This window comes from Serratia entomophila, from assembly GCF_021462285.1.
Taxonomy (GTDB): Bacteria; Pseudomonadota; Gammaproteobacteria; order Enterobacterales; family Enterobacteriaceae; genus Serratia; species Serratia entomophila.
This window is the reverse complement of record NZ_CP082787.1, coordinates 1,825,628-1,844,683: the sequence shown is the minus strand read 5'-3', so window position 1 is coordinate 1,844,683 and position 19,056 is coordinate 1,825,628. Positions and strand designations below refer to the sequence as shown.

The following is a 19,056-nucleotide window of genomic DNA, read 5'->3' as shown; positions in this document are numbered from 1 at the left end:
AGAGCAAGGCACTGTTTCTCAGGAGGTCATCATGATTGCCAGCAAATTCGGTATAGGACAACAGGTTCGGCATAAACTGCTGGGGTATTTGGGGGTGGTTATTGATATCGACCCTGAATACTCTTTGGAACAACCTAAAGCTGACGATATCGCGGCAAACGCCGATCTGCGTTTTGCCCCCTGGTACCACGTGGTGATGGAGGACGAGGAAGGCCAACCGGTGCACACCTATCTGGCGGAAGCCCAGCTGGACGGCGAGCCCCAGGACGCCCACCCCGAACAGCCATCGCTGGATGAACTGGCGGAGTCTATCCGCCACCAGCTACAGGCGCCACGGCTGCGCAACTAAATGCGCCAAGACCTGAGAAACCTGAAAAGCCTGGCCTCGCGCCAGGCTTTTTTATTCAGCGCTCCAACCCCAGACGCGGGATTTCGATTTTCGGGCAGCGATCCATCACCACCTTCAGCCCCGCCTCTGCGGCCAGCGCCTCGGCCTGTTCGTTGATCACGCCGATTTGCAGCCACAGCGCCTTGGCGCCAATAGCTATCGCCTCCTGCGCAACGGCATAAGCCGCCTCCGAGTTACGGAAAACGTCCACCATATCCACCGGATGCGGAATATCCTCCAGCCTGGCATACGCCGGCTGGCCCAACAGCGTTTGCCCCGCCAGCTTGGGGCTGACCGGGGTTACCTGATAGCCCTGAGCCAGCAGATAGGCCATTACGCCATAACTTGGCCGCGCCGGATTATCGCTGGCGCCGACCAGGGCGATGGTTTTTACCTGTTGCAATAGTTCAGCAATCTCATGGTCTTGCATAGTTTGCTCCTCGTCATCAACGAAAGTTTTCTGACCTGAGTGTAACCGATACGGCTAAATGCCGCGCGGCTGAAACTCTGCGCTGATTTCAGGGTCTGAGGCAATCACGATGCGAACGGCATTGATATGTCTAAATGCGTTTAAATATGTAAAAATGTAAACCAGCGGGCCGTATTGAAAAATTTTGACACAATCTGTGTCCTGTTCAACACTTATGGCTATGTCACTTTATAAGGAGATAATGATGAAATTTGGTCTGGTGGTTGCGGCATTACTCAGTATCAGCATGCCGGCCGCGGCTACGACCCTGAAACTCTCCCCGGACATCGACCTGCTCGCGGTCGACGGCAAGAAAATGACAGGTTCGTTGTTAAAAGGCGCCGACAGCCTCGAACTGGACGGTGGGCAGCATCAGCTGCTGTTTAAAGTCACCAAATCCGTGCGTTCCGGTCAACAAGATCAGATCGCCTACGTTTCCCTCCCGCTTATCGCGACTTTCAACACCCAGAACGTCAGTGCGGTGGCGATCGCACTGCCGCGGATAGAAAACGAGCGTGATGCCCAACGCTTCGACAGAACCTTGAACTACCAGGTAATCGATACCAAAGGCAACGATCTGCCCATGAGGCATGACGTACTGCACCCCGACAGCGTAACCTTCAATACCGACCTGGAGAAGGTGATGTCGGACTACAATCGCCAAAACCGCCCCGCTTCGGTGCCGGCCTTTGCTCAGGCGCGCGCCGCCGCGCTGGGCGCACCGCTGGCCGGCGCGCCGCTAAATGCCCCCACAGTGACGCTGAAAGGCGAAAACGTTTCAGAACAGATGTTGCGATACTGGTTTCAGCAGGCGGATAAAGAAACGCAAAAACGTTTTCTCCGCTGGGCCAATAAACAACCCGCCCGTTAACCCCAGCGCGCCTGGCCGGATTAAAGGCGCGCTTTATTCGCATTTTGCGGTGTAAAGGCTAGGCAGTGAAAAGCAGTTTCAGTAATCTGTCGCACATCATCCGATGAGCGAAGGACACCATGATGGAATTCACCACCCGCACTATCGCCGCGCGCAAGCACATTGCGCTGGTGGCGCACGATCACCGCAAACAGGCGCTGTTGGCGTGGGTTGAAGATCATAAGGCCATACTGGCGGAACATCAGCTGTACGCCACCGGCACCACCGGCAATTTGATCCAGCGCGCCAGCGGCATTCCCGTGCAAAGCATGCTGAGCGGCCCTATGGGTGGGGACCAGCAGGTTGGCGCGCTGATCGCCGAAGGTAAAATCGACATGCTGATCTTCTTCTGGGATCCGCTGAATGCGGTGCCGCACGATCCGGACGTGAAAGCGCTGCTGCGACTGGCGACGGTATGGAATATCCCGGTCGCCACCAACCGCTCCACCGCAGATTTCCTGATCGCCTCGCCGCTGTTCAAAAACGCCGTGGATATCGCGATACCCGACTATCAGCGTTATCTGCAGGAACGCCTGAAGTAACGCCGGCGGCCTGGCCTTGGGGCGCCAGGCCTGCCTTAAGGTTTTTTCTGCAGCGGCACGCCCAGATCGTGCAGCTGTTCGACAAATACCGAGGGGCGTTCGCGATCCTGCAGCAACCAAACCTGGTGTTTGGCGCGGGTCAGCGCTACGTACAGCAAACGCCGCTCTTCGGCATCCGGAAAATCCTCCGGCTGCGGCAACAGCGCATCCTCCAGCACCGACTCACGCGCCACCGCCGGGAACCCATCGCTGCCTTCGTGCAGGCCGGCAATAATCACATATTCCGCCTGTTGCCCCTTACTGGCGTGAATGGTCATAAACTCGAGGTTCAGTTTCGGCCAACGGGTAACCGCCTTCGCCAGCGCCTCCGGCTTCAGGTGGTGATAACGCGCCAACACCAGAATGCGTTCGTCCGGTTTGGCGTAGCCGCTCAGTTTGTCCAGCAGCGCTTCCAACTGTTCCTGCGGCAGGATAACCACCGACTTTTTGTTGCCTTTGCTCAGGCTGTTCAGCGGTTTTTTCAACTGGTGCGGGTTCTGCAGCACGAAGCCGTTGGCCACTTCGCCTATCCGCTCGTTGAATCGATAGGTGGTATCCAGAGCGCACTGCGCCCCTTCGCCGAAGTTGGCGGCAAAGGCCGTGGTCAGCGTTAACTCGGCGCCGCTGAAGCGATAAATCGCCTGCCAGTCGTCCCCTACCGCAAACAGGCAACTTTGCTTATTCTGTTTACGCAGCGCCGCCAGCAGCTGGGCGCGCTGCGGTGAGATATCCTGGAACTCATCGACCAGAATATGCTTCCACGGGCTGACAAAGCGGCCTTTTTCCAACACATTGACCGCCTGGTGGATCAGGCCGGAAAAGTCTACCGCCCCTTCTTCTTTCAGCGTGCTTTTCCAGGCTTTCAGCAACGGGGCCATCAGACGGATGCGCTTTGAAAACAGATCGCGGATTTCTTCGTCCGCCTGCTCGATCATTTCCGCCTGGCTGCCGCCGTGCATGCGCATCAGCCCCAACCAGCGTTCGAGACGGCTCGCCAGGCGATCGGCCAGGCGTTTATCTTGCCAGAAGTCACCTTCCGGCACTTCCCACTCCAGCTCTTCGATCAACCATTGGCGCCAGCCCTTGGCCTGCGCCTTTTTCTCCGCGCACTGCTGCTGCCAGTTGGCAATCAACAGCGCGCGCCGCGCTTTACTGTCGGTTTCCAGCTTACTGATCGCCGGCACCTTGCGATTGCCCTGCTGGATGATTTGCAGCGCCAGGGCATGGAAGGTTTTGGCCTGAATGCCGACGTCCCCCAACCGCTCTTTAATGCGCTCATTCATTTCGCCGGCCGCCTGGCGGCCAAACGCCAGCAGCAAAATTTGCCCGGGTTCGGCTTCCTGGCGGCGCAGCAACCAGCCGGCGCGCGCCACCAGCACCGAGGTTTTGCCGCTGCCGGCGCCCGCCAACACCAGTACCGAGTCCTCACCGTTCACCACCGCCCGGCTCTGCGAGTCATTAAGCGGTGAGGTTTCGACCGTCTGGAAAAAGTCGTGGTGGGTTTCCAGCATGCGCTCGGTCCACTGCCGGTTGCGCCGTTCAATGCTGCGCAGCCCCTGCTGCAGCCACTGCAGGCATAGCCGATAATCTTCACGGCAGCTGTCGAATTCATCCAATCGCGCTACCGGCATCGGCAACGCCTCGAAAGACTGGCGGATCTGCTGCTGCAGCTTGCCCAGCTCGGACTTCTTGAACCATTTATCCTGCTGCTCTATGCGCTGGATATGCTCTACCTGCTGTTGCAATACGCCGGCGCTGACTGCGCTCATCTCGGCGCTCCACTGTTGCCAGGCCTGCTGCAAATAGTGATAAAACCGCTGGGTTTCCTGCCATTCGGTGCCGTGCAGCCGCACCACTTTCTCATCCGGCAGCTCGAACTCCAGCTCGCCCCAAACGATGCCGCGTTTGCACCGGACCTGTATCAGTTGATTGAACGGAATAAGGTATTCATGCTTCTCGCCGCTTACCTCAACGCCGGCATGCAGCAACCGCACGCGGTTGTAAGGGTGCTGAGCCAGGTGTTTGCCCAGCGATGTCGCTTTAAGTTCCATATCGTCGCGCCATGACTATGTTGAGAATAAATAACGGATGTCTGCCAGTTTACCTGCGATAAGCAGTGGCACTCTAGCGCTAAAAAAAGGGTAGAATAGATTTGGCGTTTTGATAGCGAACGCTACCGCATCGCGGTTTGGCCATCATTAGAGCAGAATGACGACTATGCGTACTGTACTGAATATTCTTAATTTTGTATTAGGCGGTTTTTTCACCACCCTGGGCTGGCTGATCGCCACGCTGTTCAGCGTCCTGTTGATCTTTACCCTGCCATTGACCCGCTCCTGCTGGGAGATTACCAAGCTGTCGTTTTTGCCTTTCGGCAATGAAGCGATCCACGTCAACGAGCTTTACCCGGAAAAAAGCAACCTGCTGCTCTCAGCCGGTGGTTCGCTGCTGAACATCGTATGGCTGGTGCTGTTCGGCTGGTGGCTGTGCTTGTCGCACATTGCAGCCGGCATCGTGCAGTGTATTTCCATTATCGGCATTCCGGTCGGCATCGCCAACTTCAAAATCGCCGCCATCGCCCTGTGGCCGGTGGGCCGCCGCGTGGTCTCGGTTGAAATGGCCCAGCAGGCCCGTACCGAAAATGCCCGTCGCCAGTATCAACAGCGTTAATTTTTTCTCCGTTTGAGGAGTTTTTCGTGCTCTCTTTTGCACCTGCAGTGCGCCGCTACGCCTACAACAGCAACCTGCTTTACCATTTACGCATTTTCATTGCGCTGGCCGGGGCGGCTGCCGTTCCATGGTGGCTGGGAATACCCAAGCTGACCATCCCTCTGACGCTGGGGGTGGTCGCCGCAGCCCTGACCGATTTGGACGATCGCCTGGCCGGCAGATTACGCAATCTGCTGATCACGCTGGTGTGCTTTTTTATCGCCGCCGCCTCAATTGAGCTGCTGTTTCCTTACCCCTGGCTGTTCGCCCTCGGTTTAACCACCTCCACCTGCGGCTTTATTTTATTGGGCGCGCTGGGGCAACGCTACGCCACCATCGCCTTCGGCGCATTGCTGATCGCGGTATACACCATGCTCGGCGCCTCAATGTACGACGCCTGGTACCAACAGCCGATGCTGCTGGTGATCGGCGCGCTGTGGTACAACCTGCTGACGCTGACCGGCCATGTGATCTTCCCTATCCGCCCGCTGCAGGAGAACCTGGCGCGCTGCTACGATCAGTTGGCGAACTATCTGGACGCCAAAGCCAACCTGTTCGACCCCGACGCCGAGCGCGACGCCGATCTGCCCTGGATGGAGGTCGCGATGGCCAACAGTGCGTTGGTGACGCTGCTCAATCAGACCAAGGCTTCGTTGCTGACGCGATTGAAAGGCGATCGCGGCCAGCGCGGTACCCGCCGCACGCTGCATTATTACTTTGTCGCGCAAGATATTCACGAGCGGGCCAGTTCTTCTCACGTTCAGTATCAGGCACTGAGCCGGCAATTTCGCCACAGCGATATCCTGTTCCGCTTTCAGCGCTTGCTGAGCATGCAGGCGCGCGCTTGTCGTCAGTTGGCGCAATCGATCCTGCTGAGGCAAAAATACCAGCATAACCCACGCTTTGAACCGGCGTTCAACCGCATCGAAGACGCGTTGGCACGCGCCGCCGCCACGCGGGAAAACGCGGAGCTGGCCAAGGCGCTGGCGCACCTGCTGAAAAATTTGCGCGCGATCGACGCCCAACTGGCCAATATCGAATCAGAGCAGGCGCTGGCTAATGGGCAAACGGAAGAAAATAGCCTGTCCGACGATCGCCTGACCGGCTGGAGCGACATTCGGCTGCGCATCAGCCGCCACCTGACGCCGCAATCGGCCCTGTTCCGCCATGCCATTCGCATGTCGGCCGTGCTGTGTATCGGCTACGCTTTTATCCAGCTGACCGGCATGCAGCATGGTTACTGGATCCTGCTGACCAGCCTGTTTGTTTGCCAGCCAAACTACAACGCAACCCGCCGGCGCCTGGCGTTGCGCATTATCGGCACCCTGGCCGGCATCTTGATTGGCCTGCCGATCCTCTATTTTGTGCCCTCTCTGGAAGGCCAATTGGTGTTGATCGTTATCACCGGCGTGCTGTTCTTCGCGTTCCGTACCGTGCAATATGCGCACGCCACCATGTTTATCACCCTGCTGGTGCTGCTGTGTTTCAACCTGCTGGGCGAAGGCTTCGAGGTGGCGGCGCCGCGCGTTTACGACACCCTGTTGGGCTGCGCCATTGCCTGGGCCGCGGTCAGCTTTATCTGGCCGGACTGGAAATTCCGCCAACTGCCGGCCGTGGTTGATAAAACGCTGAACGCCAACTGCCGTTATCTGGACGCCATTCTGGTGCAATACCATCAGGGCAAAGATAACGGGCTGCCTTACCGGATCGCGCGGCGGGACGCGCACAACAGCGACGCCGAACTGGCCTCGGTCATTTCTAATATGTCCGCCGATCCCAAAGCAGACAAAGCGTTGCAGGAAGCCGCCTTCCGCCTGCTGTGCCTCAACCACACACTGCTGAGCTATATCTCCGCGCTCGGCGCGCACCGTGAGCGCCTGAGCAACCCCGCAATACTGGATTTACTGAATGATGCCGTTTGCTACGTTGACGGGGCGCTGCATCAGGAAGAACAGAACGGTTCACGCATTGCGCTGGCGTTGGAAAACCTCGCGGAACGCATCCGGCACGCCGTACCTGAACCGGAAAGCAAAGAGCAACTGGTATTGCAACAAATCGGTTTAGTGCTTGAACTGCTGCCGGAGCTGACCGCACTGCACACCCGCATCAATAAGGCTGATTAATCATTAAGGGCCGGGCCGCGGCCCTTAATCAGGGGGTCGTGCCCATGACGACGCATCGCCGCCGTATGCTCAAACCATTCGATCAACTCGCTGCGCAGCTCGGCGGGCAAAGCGGCCTGATGATATCCGGCGATGGCCCCGCCTAACGACAACAGCACCCGCAACCCCAGATTGGTTTGCTGCTGCAACAGCCGCAGATAGCTGCGTTTGGCACCGTGCAGCCGCAGATCGTAGACATTGCGTATGCCCGCTCGCCACAGTTGGCGCTCCATATTGATGTCAATATTGGGCAGCATTTTCAATCGCCCGTGGCAGCCGGTTTTGACCCGTTGTTCACGGCGCGCCTCCCTGACGGCCTGCCACGCCAGGCCAATCAGTTCGTTTTTTTCGCGCCAAAGCCGCTCATTCACCCAGTAGTAACGCATGGTAATCGGCACCCCTCGCTTGGAGTAAACCATATTCACCATGCCGCGGGCGCGGAATGCGGGTTCCAGGCCATCCGTCGCGCGCAGGTATAGTTCGCCTTCCGCTATCACCGCGAACATCACGCCTTCCGCCAGCAGCCCATAGCCGCCGAACTGTGAGCGTGTCGTGATGCGCCCCAATGCGGAAAAACACGCTTTCGCCTGCGCGATCCTGCCTGCTGATATCCCTTTCATAACGAAACTCCCTTGTAGGTTATAGACGTATCATTTCTCACATCAATGAAATAAAGGTAACGTGAACAACTAATTAGGAAAATACGCACTATCTGCAAACATGCCAACGATAAAAAACGTCGGTATAAAAAATGATCGCAATTATGCGAGGTGCTACGAAAATTTGGGTTGATCTTATTGGTTGGCGGGTATACTGTATAAACATACAGTAACACTGCAGGCGGGATACTTTATGCGTACTCAATCACTTTACAAACCCCATTTCAACCGCGGTGCGATCGCGGTTAACAATGCTGCCAAGCGCGCGGATGCCGGCAACGAAAATGGCCTTATCAGTGAACTTGTTTACAATGAGCGTCAGCCCGCAGTCGCGCAATTACTGCTGCCTCTGCTGCAGCAGCTCGGCAGGCAGTCACGCTGGCTCTTGTGGCTCACTCCGCAGCAAAAATTAAGCAAGCAATGGCTGCAGCAATCCGGGTTGCCGGTCGAGAAAATGGTGCAGCTGAGCCAAATCAGCCCGATGGCAACGGTTGAAGCCATGGAAAAAGCACTGCTGACGGGCAATTACAGCGTGGTTCTCGGCTGGTTACCCGAGCTGACGGAGGAAGATCGTCTAAAATTAGGGCGTGCGGCAGAATTGGGTAATGCGTACGGCTTTATTATGCGTCCACAACGCGACATAAACCCGATCCACGGACAGTGTTCCACCCTAAAAATTCACTCTTCTTTGTATCATTAAGTAAATTTAGGATTTTTCCCATCATTTTTATCCCCCGCAGAGGGAACCTTTGCGGGATCCTTCACGAAGCTAGTCCGGCTGCGGTTTCCCGAAAAAAATCGCTCAATAAATCGCCCCGTTTTTTGCCGATTGGCGTTAGCGAATATGTATAATTCTGTGTTTTTTTTTAGAGCTTTATCACATCACACTTGTAACTTTCGCGCCACGTTGTAGACTTTACATCGCCAAGGTTGCTCTATAACGTCAGAAAAACTGGCCGAGTAACAAAGAGGGCTCAAACCTTGGCGAAGGAATTTAACCAAGGGCTTAAAACAGCTTTAAAGCTCATTGCCTATTTGGATGATAACGAGGCGCAAAATGAAAAAGACAGCTATCGCATTAGCAGTGGCACTGGCCGGTTTCGCTACCGTAGCGCAAGCCGCCCCAAAAGATAACACCTGGTACACCGGTGCTAAACTGGGCTGGTCCCAGTACCATGACACTGGTTTCTACGGCAACGGTTACCGCGTAGATAACGATGCACGTAAAGACCAAATCGGTGCTGGTGCGTTCCTGGGTTATCAGGCGAACCAATACCTGGGCTTTGAAATGGGTTACGACTGGTTAGGTCGTATGAAATACACCGGTGCTAACACTGGTTCTTTCAAAGCTCAAGGCGTTCAACTGGCAGCTAAACTGAGCTACCCAATTGTTGACGATCTGGACATCTACACCCGCCTGGGCGGCATGGTATGGCGTGCAGACAGTGATGGCGTCGGTTCTAACGGCGGCAACCACGACACCGGCGTTTCTCCGCTGGCAGCAGTTGGTGTTGAATACGCACTGACCAAAAACTGGGCTACTCGCCTGGACTACCAATTCGTAAGCAACATCGGTGATGCAGGTACTGTCGGCGCACGCCCAGACAACACCATGCTGAGCGTTGGTGTTTCTTACCGTTTCGGTCAGGATGATGTTGTTGCTCCAGCACCAGCTCCGGCTCCGGCTCCAGTTGTTGAAACCAAGCGTTTCACCCTGAAGTCTGACGTGCTGTTCAACTTCAACAAATCTACTCTGAAAGCAGAAGGCCAACAGGCTCTGGACCAGCTGTACACTCAGCTGAGCTCCATGGATCCTAAAGACGGTTCTGTTGTAGTTCTGGGTTACACCGACGCAGTTGGTTCTGACCAGTACAACCAGAAACTGTCCGAGCAGCGCGCACAAAGCGTTGTTGACTACCTGGTTTCTAAAGGCATCCCGTCAGACAAAATCTCTGCACGCGGTATGGGCGAAGCTGATTCCGTCACTGGCAACACCTGTGGCTACAAATCTGGCCGCGCTACCAAAGCACAGATCGCTTGCCTGGCACCAGATCGTCGCGTAGAGATCGAAGTTAAAGGTATCAAAGACGTTGTGACTCAGCCACAGGGCTAAGTGACCACTCTTAGTAAAAACCCCGCATAGCGGGGTTTTTTTTTGCCTGTACAAAACTCATCGGCAGGCATTCGTTGCGGGGCGGAAACCGAAAAGAGGTCAGGTTATTCCGGATCCTTACCGAGGATCGCCTTGAGATCCTCTTTCAGCAACGACATTTGGCTGGCGTACTTCTCTTTGCGTTCGGCATCTTCAATCAGCTGCACTACGGTTTCTGATAGCGTTGCCCCGCGGCGCCGGGCCAACGCAGCCAAGCGTTGCCAAACCAAAAACTCCAGGTCGATAGATTTTTTTCGCGTGTGCTGATGTTCTGCGTTAAAATGACGCTTACGCCGAGCGCGGATTGTTTGCTTCATCCGGTTGTCGAGTTCCGGATTCATATGAGCAGTGATCCATGCGAGAACTTTTACCGGTTCATTTTCCAGCTTCAGCAGCTCATTCACCGCTTCCTGAGCAGCGCTGTTTTCAATGTAGCGGGTAATCAGTTCCCCTTCCCGGTGCTTCTTCACCAGGTACTTCCATTTCCAACCGCTCTCCAGATTTTCCAGTTGCTGATATTTCATCTTGAGCTCTTCAGTGACCGCGTAACTTTATTAAGCATAACAGCTTTACGCCAAATTTCCCCGGCAATTAAACCGCCTTTTAGACTGTTTTTTGCACAGTCGCCGCGCGATGTCAAACTCCCTGACACCAACTGCCACTCTGCATGTATCAAGCTGGCGTTATTCTTGTATAATCGCCCTTTCCCTTTTTGACGATTGCATCTAACACTTTGACCAATAACCGACTTGAATGGCAATCTCTGTTGCCGGACGTAACGCCTTATCAGGCGATATTTGATACCGCCGCTCAGTTGGCACCCGTGTCCTTTGCCGCTATCCAGCCTCGGCTGGAGAACGCGCTGACGCTATTTTGCCACCCCCAGTCGCCCCCGCGCTTCATGCTGCTCAAAGCGCAGGAGACGCGTGAATATCTGGCGCTCATCGCCCGCGCCGTGCAGCAGCTGCAGCCGCAAAACGCCGCCTTCAAAGGCAGTCATTATGTGATTCAGGGCAATAACGTCAGCGTTGAAGCCGCCGCCACTGGCGCTGAGCCTTTCGCCGCCGGCGGCGCCTGCGTATTCCAGGAATGGGTAGAGCCGGAACAGCTGTTTGGCTGCGTCAGGATCCATAACGGCGAAATCAGCCTGCAACCAGGCCTGGTACACCAGGCTAATGGCGGCGTGCTGATCCTTTCGGCCCGTTCTCTGTTGGCGCAGCCGCTGCTGTGGCTGCGGTTGAAGCAGATGATCACTCAACGCCAGTTCCACTGGGTTTCCCCGGATGAGACGCGCCCGCTGCCGGTGGCTATTCCTCCGATGCCGCTGGAACTTCGTCTGATCGTGGTGGGCGATCGTCATGGCCTGGCCGATTTTCACGATATCGAACCCGAGCTCAGCGAACAGGCGGTCTACGGCGAATACGAAGACGATCTGCAGCTCACCGAGGCTGAAGACATGTCGCAATGGTGCGGTTACGTCAACAGCGTGATCGCCGAACAGCAACTGCCGCCGTTGGCTGCCGATGCCTGGCCGCCACTGATGATTCAGGCGGTGCGCTACAGCGGCGATCAGGGCATTCTGCCGCTGTCTCCGCTGTGGGTTAGCCAACAACTGGCCGAAGCGGCGTTGTATGCCGAAGAGGAGCAGATCACGGCCAAAGCCTTCGAAGCCGCGTTGAATGCGCGCGAATGGCGCGAAAGCTATCTCGCCGAGCGGATGCAAGACGAGATCGAATTGGGCCAAATCCTGATTGAAACCGAGGGTGAAGTGGTCGGTCAGATTAACGGGCTTTCCGTACTGGATTACCCCGGCCACCCGCGCAGCTTCGGCGAGCCGTCGCGCATCAGCTGCGTCGTCCACCTCGGCGACGGCGAATTCACCGACGTTGAGCGCAAAGCCGAGCTGGGGGGCAATCTGCATGCCAAAGGCATGATGATTATGCAGGCCTTCCTGATCTCCGAACTGGAGCTGGATCAACAGCTGCCCTTCTCCGCCTCGATCGTATTCGAGCAGTCCTATGGCGAAGTGGATGGCGACAGCGCCTCGCTGGCTGAGCTGTGCGCGTTGATAAGCGCCTTGTCGCAGCAGCCTATCACCCAACAGGTTGCCGTTACCGGCTCTGTCGACCAATTCGGCAACGTGCAGCCGATCGGCGGCGTTAACGAAAAGGTTGAAGGCTTCTTTGAAGTTTGTCTGCGCCGCGGTTTGACCGGCAAACAGGGCGTTATCATGCCGGCCACCAACGTGCGCCATCTGTGTCTGCGTCAGGACGTGGTCGACGCAGTCCGCGAAGGGCAATTCCATCTGTGGGCCGTCGACAGCGCCGCAGAGGCCTTGCCATTACTGACGGGTTACCCCTACTCTGATGAGCAGCAGCCGAATTTGTTAGCTGCCATTCAGGAACGAATCGCGCAGGTGAACCCGCAAGAACGCCGCAGGCCGTGGCCACTTCGTTGGCTCAACTGGTTCAACCACGGCTGATCGGACTTGTTCAGCGTACACGTGTTAGCTAATCTGCGTCCTTCATTAAAATAAGGCTTACTGAGAACATGGTAGATAAACGCGACTCCTATACGAAAGAAGACCTCGAAGCATCCGGCCGTGGCGAGCTGTTTGGCGCCGGTGGCCCGCCGTTGCCGGCAGGTAACATGTTGATGATGGACCGCGTGGTCAAGATGACCGAAGACGGTGGTACCCACAACAAAGGCTATGTGGAAGCGGAACTGGATATCAATCCGGATCTATGGTTCTTCGGTTGCCACTTTATCGGCGACCCTGTGATGCCAGGCTGTCTGGGCCTGGACGCAATGTGGCAGCTGGTTGGGTTCTACCTCGGCTGGCTGGGCGGCGAAGGCAAAGGCCGCGCGCTCGGCGTGGGTGAGGTCAAGTTCACCGGCCAGGTGCTGCCGACCGCGAAAAAGGTCACCTACCGCATCAACTTCAAACGCGTCATTACCCGCAAGCTGATTATGGGCGTGGCCGATGGTGAAGTGCTGGTCGATGGCCAGGTTATTTACACCGCCAGCGATCTGAAAGTGGGCCTGTTCAAGGACACTGCTGCGTTCTAACCGCAGCGACGGCGGCCCTTCCCGGCCGCCGTTTTTATTTCCCCGCCGTTATTTTTTGTTGAGCGGCAGCGCTCAGGTTTATAACGGCCAGCCAGTTACTACAATAAATGTAGTAACTGTGAGGTGCGACATGCGAAAAACCCGTTTTGATACTGCGCCCTGCCCGGTTGCCCGATCGCTGGGCCGGGTCGGCGAATGGTGGAGCATTCTGATACTGCGCGATGCGTTCCACGGGCTGTCGAAGTTTGATGAATTTCAGCAAAGTCTGGGGCTGTCGCCCACCCTGCTGACGCGCCGCCTGAAAGACCTGGTGGCCAGCGGCATTTTGCATAAGCAGCGTTACCAGACGCGCCCGGTACGCTATCAGTACCTGCTGACCGAACGCGGCCGGGATTTTTTCCCGGTGCTGGCCGCTCTGTTCCAGTGGGGCAATACCCATCTGGCGGATGACGGCATCAGCGCCCAACTGGTCGATCGCCGCAATGGGCAACCGGTTCAGGTGCAACTGATCGACAGCCTTACTCAACAACCGATCGCTCAGCAGCACGTCACGCTGGCTGCCGGCCCGGCGGCCAGCGAAGGCATGCGCCAGCGCGCGGCCATGATGCAGCAAAATTACGCTACCCTTTTCCCTGAATCGTCCAAGGAGTCACTATGAACAGTCGTCGTATCGTCATTACCGGCATGGGCGCCGTTTCTCCACTGGGGTGCGGTGTCGAGGCCATCTGGCAGCGCCTGCTGCAGGGGCAATCAGGCATTCGGCCGTTGCCGGAGGCCATTGTCGCGGATCTGGCGGTAAAAGTCGGTGGGCAGGTGCCTTCGCTGGAGCAGGATCCCGAGGCGGGTTTCGATCCTGACCAATCGGTCGCCCCCAAAGATCAAAAGAAAATGGACCGCTTTATCCTGTTCGCCATGGCGGCGGCCGACGAGGCCATCCGCCAGGCCGGCTGGACCGCCGATAGCGAAGACAAGCAAGAACGTACCGCTACCGTGATCGCCTCCGGCATCGGCGGGTTCCCGGCTATCGCCCATGCGGTGCGTACCACCGACAGCCGCGGCGCCAAGCGCCTGTCGCCGTTCACCATTCCGTCGTTCCTGGTTAATCTGGCTGCCGGTCACGTTTCCATCAAGCATCAGTTCAAAGGGCCGATAGGCGCCCCGGTTACCGCCTGTGCGGCGGGCGTGCAGGCCATCGGCGACGCGGTACGCATCATCCGCAATGGCGAGGCCGATATCGCCCTGTGCGGCGGCACCGAGGCCGCGATTGATACCGTCAGCCTCGGGGGGTTTGCCGCCGCGCGCGCCATGTCCACTGCCCCGGCGGATGAGGCGGCGAAAGCCTCGCGGCCTTTCGACAGCGCGCGTGACGGTTTCGTGATGGGTGAAGGCGCGGGCATGCTGGTGATCGAAACCCTGGAGCATGCTCTGGCGCGCGGGGCAACGCCGCTGGCGGAAATCGTCGGTTATGGCACCAGCGCCGACGCCTATCACATGACCTCCGGCGCCGAAGACGGCGACGGCGCCTACCGCGCGATGAAGATTGCGCTGAAGCAGGCGGGCGTTACGCCGGGTGAAGTTCAGCATCTGAATGCTCACGCCACCTCAACGCCGGTGGGCGATCTGGGGGAAATTAACGCCATCAGGCATCTGTTCGGTGCGGACGGCGGCGTGGCGGTGAGCTCGACCAAATCGGCGACCGGTCATTTGCTGGGTGCGGCCGGCGGGCTGGAAACCATCTTCACCGCGTTGGCGCTGCGCGATCAAATCGCCCCCGCTACGCTGAATCTGGATAACCCCGATCCGGCGGCGGAAGGGTTGCATCTGGTGGCGAAGCAGGCGGAACCGATGAGCATCACCTATGCCCTGTCCAATGGCTTCGGTTTTGGCGGCGTGAACGCGAGTATTTTGCTGAAACGCTGGCAGGGGTGACGGCCGCTGAAACAAAAACCTCCGCGCGTGGCGGAGGTTGTTCCTTTTTTTGACAGAGAGCCGCTTAAGCGGTCACAGCCCTGTCCTCCATGGCTTCTCGCCAACCTCCCAGCCATTGAGACCGGGCGTCCACCGAAGATTGGTAGGGACAATGTTCCCTGGAACGCCCTAAAATGCCTGCCTGATACCCTCTCGAATGCGCCCTTTCCAGACGATCGCGTTTCTGTCTCTTCATGCCTCGTTTCCCTCATTTTTGGTCTGGTGGAAAGAAAACAATGGCTGCTTTTTGCGCAGCCACGATTAAGCAATAGCGCTAAATGGCGTGAAGATCAATGCGCAAAATTCACGCCAATGTCATATTTGTGAGCTACATCCGAGGAAGAGGCTAAGTGGCTGATAGGGCGGAAAATAACTAATTTATTGATATCAATAAAAAATCCCCGCCGGCGCGCTATATCGATATTGCGCGCCGGCGGGGATTAGACGATTTTAGAGCAAATTATGACTAAAAGCTGCCGACCTGCGCGGCAATGGCCTGAGCTTCCTGCTGCCACCCCTGCGCCAGAGCGCGCACCAGTGCGTCGTAGCCGTCCTCGCTCTGCTTCAGCTCCAGGTTGAACGGCCGTTTGGTAAGCCGGCCCTGGTGATTCAGCACCCATTCGCCGCGAATGATTGCCGTGCCGTCAAAGCGGCCGTGGAAGCCGCTGATGGTGACGTTGAGCACATCCTGATCGCTGCTCATCGGCTGGGAGGAGACCACCCAACCCGGCAGCGCGCTGCTCAGGTTGGTGACCAGCGTCTGCTGCAGCTGCTGGTCGAGCGGGCTGGCCCACAGGTTGTTCTGGCCAATCACGTATTGCACGTCGTTGGTCTGGTAGACCACGCCGTTTTGCGCCAGATAGTCGGCCACGCCAACGTGCTCCAGCCACAGCTGGCGGGTTGAAGCGCCGCTGCCGCTTACCTGCGCCGGCACGCCCAGCGCCGGCAACTGATAATAGGTTTTCTGTGGCGTACTGCTACAGGCGCTGAGCAACAGCGCCAGGGCTACCGGGATCCATTTCATCATTTATTGGCCTTCTTCGGCTGAGGGTCATTGCTGCCGGCGGCTTCAAACACCAGCGCGTTGCTCTTTTCATTCAGGGTGCGCAGCACCGGCTGCAGTTCACGCAGAACCTGATCCAGACGTTGCATGTCGCCTACCATCTTGTTGTAGGCCGGTGACCCCGGTTGGAACCCTTTCATGCTGCGGTTCAGTTCCTGCAGCGTTTTCTGCATGTCCTGCGGCAGCGCCTGCATCTCTTTACTGGAGATGATGTCGTTCAGCGACTTCATGGTCTGCTGGGTCGACTTCATGGTTTTCTGGCTTTCCGCCAGCGTTTTGGTCGCTTCGTTGATCATCGGATTGATCGGCATCGCGTTGATCTTGTCCAGCGTCTGCATCAGTTTCTGCTGGATCTGCGCCAGGCCACCGCTGGTGGTTGGCATCAGCGGGTAACCGAACAGCTCACGCGGCCCCTTCCAGGCTTTCTCCTGTGGATAGAAGTCCAGATCGATGTACAACGAGCCTGTCAGCAGGTTGGCAGACTTCAGGGAAGCGCGCATGCCGCGGGATTCTGCGTCTTTCAGGTGGCCTTCGATATCGAAGTTGCCGCCCAGCTGCTTCTGGAAGCGATCCGGCTCGATGCGGATAAGCACCGGAATGCGGTAATCGTTGTCCAGGCGCTGTGCCATACCTTCTTTATAGAACGGCACCTGCGCCACCGTACCGAGGCGAATGCCGCGGAACTCCACCGGCGCGCCCGGCTGCAATCCGCGGATCGAGTCGGAGAAGAACATCAGGTAGTCTTTATGTACGGTATACAGCGAATCCTGAATGCTGCGCTGGTTGTCGAACAGCTGGTACTCCGCCTTCTCTTTCGCCAGTTCGCCGCGATCCCAACCTTCCGGCACGTCAAAGCTCACGCCGCCGCTGAACAGGGTCGCCAACGAGCCCATTTCCACGCGCATGCCCTGTGCCGACATGTCGAACGCCACGCCGCTGTCTTTCCAGAAACGCACGTTGCTGGTCACCAGTTGGTCGTAAGGCGCAGAGATAAACAGCTGGTAGCGCATGGCGCGCGCTTTAGGATCGAAATAGCTGGTTTCCACCGAGCCGACGCGGTAGCCGCGGAACAGCACCGGGTCGCCGGCGTTGAGCTGGCCCGATTTATCGCTGTCGAGCACGATGCGCAGCCCTTTGGCGTCCGGTGAGGCCAGCGGCGGCGCATCCAGCAGTTGGTAATCGTCCTTGCCGTCCTTGCCCTTGGTGCCCGGCTGCAGCTCGATATAGGCGCCGGACAACAGCGTACCCAGGCCGGAAACCCCTTCGCGGCCGATCTGCGGCTTCACCACCCAGAAGGCGGTATCTTGCCGCAGCAGCTTATCCATGCCGGCATTAAGGCGCGCCTGCACCATCACCTTGCTCAGGTCGTCGCTCAGCGTCACGGTCTCGACGACGCCAACGTCAACGCTGCGGCTTTTGATTTTGGTTTTGCCCGCTTCCAGCCCTTCGGCGGTGGTGGTGACCAGCGTTACCACCGGCCCCTGATGGCTGAAGTGGTAAAACAGGATCCAGGCGCCGATCAAGGCGGTGACGATGGGGATAATCCACACCGGCGACCAGCGCTTGATCTTCTCAACGTCCGCGACGCTATGATTATTTTCCGTCACCTTGCGGCTCCTTTTTTATTGTGTCATTTACGCGATCCCAGGTCAGCCGGGGATCGAACGTCATGGCGGCGAACATGGTGAGGATCACCACCAGGGCGAACAGCACCGCACCGGTTGCAGGATAGATGCTCATCAATTGTCCCATACGTACCAACGCCGAGAGTACGGCGATGACAAACACGTCGATCATTGACCAGCGGCCAACGAATTCGACGACTTCATAAATCAGATGCATGCGTTCGCTGTCGGCGCGGTTTTTCCCCTTGCCGTTGGCGTCCCAGCACAGCCAGCCGATCGCCAGCATCTTCAGCGACGGCACCATGATGCTGGCGATGAAAATCACCATCGCCACCGGATAGGATCCCTCCCCCCACAGCAGGATCACCCCGGCCATGATGGTCGAATTCATCTTGTTGCCCAGCGCCTCGGTGACCATAATCGGCATCAGATTGGCCGGGATATACAGCATGATCGAGGTCACCAGCAGCGCCAGCGTCCACTGCAGGCTGTTGCGGCGGCGCACGTGGCCGTTGGTGTGGCAGCGCGGGCAGTGGGTCAGGTCAGCCGGCAGGATGGCCGTGCAGCAGCGGCAGGAGCGCACGCCCTGGCGCATGCCGGTAAGCCCGACGGTCAGCGGGCTATCCAGCTTCGGCGCCGGTTCGATGTCCTGCCACAGCCAGCGGCGGTCCACGCACTGGAAGGCGCGCACCTGCAGCAGGCAGAACAGGCAGTAAGGCACAAAGCTGCTGCCGATGCCGATATCGCCGTAGGCCATCAGCTTGACGAAGCTGACCAGCACCCCGGCGAGGAAGATTTCCACCATGCACCAGGTTTTAAACTGGAACAGCATCTTGGCCATCCACTCTTTCAACGCCAGCGGCATGCGCACTTTGGCGCACAGCAGAATGATCGCCAGCATGCAAAACGCCGGGATCAGCTGCACGAACACCATAAACAGCGTGGCCATGCTGGCATAATCTTCAGCCACCATCACCTGAGGAATTTGAATCAGTCTGATTTCGTTGCCAAGACCGGCAACGCGCATATTGATAAACGGGAAAATATTGGCCAGCAGCAGCATGAACAGCGCGCTGAGGGCGTAGCCTATCGGCCGCTTGCGCGGCTCTTCCCAGCGGGTGCTGAGGGTCGTTTTGCAGCGCGGGCACACCGCTTTGGTGCCAAACGCCAGGGGCGGCAACGCCACCAGCATGTCGCACTGCGGGCACAGCATCAGGTTATCCTGCCGCGGTGCGCCGGGCACCTTGGGGCTATGCTGCTTGTGATTTTCGTGGGAACACACCATATTCCTCCTTAATAAC

At 57.5% G+C, this 19,056-nt stretch carries 19 protein-coding genes; 11 read left to right on the top strand and 8 right to left on the bottom strand.

The window, feature by feature from the left end; translation table 11 throughout:
- The first annotated feature begins 31 nt into the window (after window positions 1–31).
- Window positions 32–349, top strand: a complete 318-nt coding sequence (gene hspQ / locus KHA73_RS08965) for a heat shock protein HspQ (RefSeq protein WP_234590390.1) — start codon at window positions 32–34, stop codon at window positions 347–349.
- A 55-nt stretch (window positions 350–404) separates the two neighbouring features.
- Here hspQ and KHA73_RS08960 read toward each other — a convergent pair whose 3' ends face one another.
- The gene (locus KHA73_RS08960) at window positions 405–818 is read right to left on the bottom strand and encodes a CoA-binding protein (protein WP_234590389.1); all 414 of its coding nucleotides are present in this window, start codon (window positions 816–818) and stop codon (window positions 405–407) included.
- Window positions 819–1,062: 244 nt separating this feature from the next.
- On the opposite strand from KHA73_RS08960, the gene KHA73_RS08955 reads away from it, so the two are divergent.
- Both KHA73_RS08955 and KHA73_RS08950 read left to right on the top strand, forming a co-directional pair.
- The gene (locus tag KHA73_RS08955; RefSeq protein ID WP_234590387.1) at window positions 1,063–1,728 is read left to right on the top strand and encodes a DUF2057 family protein; all 666 of its coding nucleotides are present in this window, start codon (window positions 1,063–1,065) and stop codon (window positions 1,726–1,728) included.
- Between the two features lie 122 nt (window positions 1,729–1,850).
- Window positions 1,851–2,309: a methylglyoxal synthase gene (locus KHA73_RS08950; RefSeq protein ID WP_234591227.1), complete on the top strand. Its 459-nt coding sequence runs from the start codon at window positions 1,851–1,853 to the stop codon at window positions 2,307–2,309.
- 35 nt (window positions 2,310–2,344) lie between these two features.
- On the opposite strand, the gene helD is transcribed toward KHA73_RS08950, so the two are convergent.
- Window positions 2,345–4,399, bottom strand: coding sequence for a DNA helicase IV (gene helD / locus KHA73_RS08945; RefSeq protein WP_234590385.1), 2,055 nt, complete (start codon window positions 4,397–4,399; stop codon window positions 2,345–2,347).
- A gap of 166 nt (window positions 4,400–4,565) precedes the next feature.
- Here helD and KHA73_RS08940 point away from each other — a divergent pair, with 166 nt between their 5' ends.
- The gene (locus KHA73_RS08940; RefSeq protein ID WP_234590384.1) at window positions 4,566–5,018 is read left to right on the top strand and encodes a YccF domain-containing protein; all 453 of its coding nucleotides are present in this window, start codon (window positions 4,566–4,568) and stop codon (window positions 5,016–5,018) included.
- A gap of 26 nt (window positions 5,019–5,044) precedes the next feature.
- The gene (yccS, locus tag KHA73_RS08935) at window positions 5,045–7,180 is read left to right on the top strand and encodes a YccS family putative transporter (protein ID WP_234590383.1); all 2,136 of its coding nucleotides are present in this window, start codon (window positions 5,045–5,047) and stop codon (window positions 7,178–7,180) included.
- Here yccS and KHA73_RS08930 read toward each other — a convergent pair.
- Complete coding sequence (locus tag KHA73_RS08930; protein WP_234590382.1) at window positions 7,177–7,839, bottom strand: TfoX/Sxy family DNA transformation protein; 663 nt, start codon at window positions 7,837–7,839, stop codon at window positions 7,177–7,179. The genes yccS and KHA73_RS08930 overlap by 4 nt on opposite strands.
- 232 nt (window positions 7,840–8,071) lie before the next feature.
- Between KHA73_RS08930 and sulA the strand changes: the two genes are divergently transcribed.
- Window positions 8,072–8,578, top strand: coding sequence for an SOS-induced cell division inhibitor SulA (gene sulA / locus KHA73_RS08925; protein ID WP_234590381.1), 507 nt, complete (start codon window positions 8,072–8,074; stop codon window positions 8,576–8,578).
- A 357-nt stretch (window positions 8,579–8,935) separates the two neighbouring features.
- Window positions 8,936–9,991: a porin OmpA gene (gene ompA / locus KHA73_RS08920; RefSeq protein WP_234590380.1), complete on the top strand. Its 1,056-nt coding sequence runs from the start codon at window positions 8,936–8,938 to the stop codon at window positions 9,989–9,991.
- Window positions 9,992–10,095: 104 nt separating this feature from the next.
- On the opposite strand, the gene matP is transcribed toward ompA, so the two are convergent.
- A complete protein-coding gene (gene matP / locus KHA73_RS08915) occupies window positions 10,096–10,554 on the bottom strand; it encodes a macrodomain Ter protein MatP (protein ID WP_234590379.1) in 459 nt (152 codons plus the stop codon).
- Window positions 10,555–10,763: 209 nt separating this feature from the next.
- Between matP and KHA73_RS08910 the strand changes: the two genes are divergently transcribed.
- The 4 genes from KHA73_RS08910 to fabF all read left to right on the top strand — a co-directional run bounded on the left by KHA73_RS08910 (window position 10,764) and on the right by fabF (window position 15,028).
- The gene (locus tag KHA73_RS08910; RefSeq protein ID WP_234590378.1) at window positions 10,764–12,512 is read left to right on the top strand and encodes an AAA family ATPase; all 1,749 of its coding nucleotides are present in this window, start codon (window positions 10,764–10,766) and stop codon (window positions 12,510–12,512) included.
- Window positions 12,513–12,580: 68 nt separating this feature from the next.
- Window positions 12,581–13,099 (top strand): bifunctional 3-hydroxydecanoyl-ACP dehydratase/trans-2-decenoyl-ACP isomerase, encoded by a 519-nt coding sequence (fabA, locus tag KHA73_RS08905; protein ID WP_061798005.1) that lies wholly within the window; start codon window positions 12,581–12,583, stop codon window positions 13,097–13,099.
- 130 nt (window positions 13,100–13,229) lie between these two features.
- On the top strand, window positions 13,230–13,757 hold the full coding sequence (locus KHA73_RS08900) for a winged helix-turn-helix transcriptional regulator (RefSeq protein WP_234590377.1): 528 nt from the start codon (window positions 13,230–13,232) through the stop codon (window positions 13,755–13,757).
- Complete coding sequence (gene fabF / locus KHA73_RS08895; RefSeq protein WP_234590376.1) at window positions 13,754–15,028, top strand: beta-ketoacyl-ACP synthase II; 1,275 nt, start codon at window positions 13,754–13,756, stop codon at window positions 15,026–15,028. Before KHA73_RS08900 ends, fabF begins: the two co-directional genes overlap by 4 nt.
- Before the next feature lie 64 nt (window positions 15,029–15,092).
- On the opposite strand, the gene rmf is transcribed toward fabF, so the two are convergent.
- The 4 genes from rmf to pqiA all read right to left on the bottom strand — a co-directional run bounded on the left by rmf (window position 15,093) and on the right by pqiA (window position 19,037).
- Window positions 15,093–15,263, bottom strand: a complete 171-nt coding sequence (gene rmf, locus KHA73_RS08890) for a ribosome modulation factor (protein WP_004928150.1) — start codon at window positions 15,261–15,263, stop codon at window positions 15,093–15,095.
- A gap of 270 nt (window positions 15,264–15,533) precedes the next feature.
- Complete coding sequence (gene pqiC, locus KHA73_RS08885; protein WP_234590375.1) at window positions 15,534–16,094, bottom strand: membrane integrity-associated transporter subunit PqiC; 561 nt, start codon at window positions 16,092–16,094, stop codon at window positions 15,534–15,536.
- A complete protein-coding gene (gene pqiB, locus KHA73_RS08880) occupies window positions 16,091–17,737 on the bottom strand; it encodes an intermembrane transport protein PqiB (protein WP_234590374.1) in 1,647 nt (548 codons plus the stop codon). The genes pqiC and pqiB overlap by 4 nt, the downstream gene beginning before the upstream one ends.
- Window positions 17,724–19,037 carry a membrane integrity-associated transporter subunit PqiA gene (gene pqiA / locus KHA73_RS08875; protein ID WP_380738311.1) on the bottom strand — a complete coding sequence of 438 codons (1,314 nt, stop codon included), beginning with the start codon at window positions 19,035–19,037 and terminating at the stop codon, window positions 17,724–17,726. Before pqiA ends, pqiB begins: the two co-directional genes overlap by 14 nt.
- Between the last annotated feature and the right edge of the window lie 19 nt (window positions 19,038–19,056).

Excerpts from the sequence above, each read along its gene's own strand:
- hspQ (WP_234590390.1), top strand. The coding sequence starts at position 32 with ATGATTGCCAGCAAATTCGGTATAGGACAACAGGTTCGGCATAAACTG.
- KHA73_RS08960 (WP_234590389.1), bottom strand. The coding sequence starts at position 818 with ATGCAAGACCATGAGATTGCTGAACTATTGCAACAGGTAAAAACCATC.
- KHA73_RS08955 (WP_234590387.1), top strand. The coding sequence starts at position 1,063 with ATGAAATTTGGTCTGGTGGTTGCGGCATTACTCAGTATCAGCATGCCG.
- KHA73_RS08950 (WP_234591227.1), top strand. The coding sequence starts at position 1,851 with ATGGAATTCACCACCCGCACTATCGCCGCGCGCAAGCACATTGCGCTG.
- helD (WP_234590385.1), bottom strand. The coding sequence starts at position 4,399 with ATGGAACTTAAAGCGACATCGCTGGGCAAACACCTGGCTCAGCACCCT.
- KHA73_RS08940 (WP_234590384.1), top strand. The coding sequence starts at position 4,566 with ATGCGTACTGTACTGAATATTCTTAATTTTGTATTAGGCGGTTTTTTC.
- KHA73_RS08930 (WP_234590382.1), bottom strand. The coding sequence starts at position 7,839 with ATGAAAGGGATATCAGCAGGCAGGATCGCGCAGGCGAAAGCGTGTTTT.
- sulA (WP_234590381.1), top strand. The coding sequence starts at position 8,072 with ATGCGTACTCAATCACTTTACAAACCCCATTTCAACCGCGGTGCGATC.
- ompA (WP_234590380.1), top strand. The coding sequence starts at position 8,936 with ATGAAAAAGACAGCTATCGCATTAGCAGTGGCACTGGCCGGTTTCGCT.
- matP (WP_234590379.1), bottom strand. The coding sequence starts at position 10,554 with ATGAAATATCAGCAACTGGAAAATCTGGAGAGCGGTTGGAAATGGAAG.
- fabA (WP_061798005.1), top strand. The coding sequence starts at position 12,581 with ATGGTAGATAAACGCGACTCCTATACGAAAGAAGACCTCGAAGCATCC.
- KHA73_RS08900 (WP_234590377.1), top strand. The coding sequence starts at position 13,230 with ATGCGAAAAACCCGTTTTGATACTGCGCCCTGCCCGGTTGCCCGATCG.
- fabF (WP_234590376.1), top strand. The coding sequence starts at position 13,754 with ATGAACAGTCGTCGTATCGTCATTACCGGCATGGGCGCCGTTTCTCCA.
- rmf (WP_004928150.1), bottom strand. The coding sequence starts at position 15,263 with ATGAAGAGACAGAAACGCGATCGTCTGGAAAGGGCGCATTCGAGAGGG.
- pqiC (WP_234590375.1), bottom strand. The coding sequence starts at position 16,094 with ATGATGAAATGGATCCCGGTAGCCCTGGCGCTGTTGCTCAGCGCCTGT.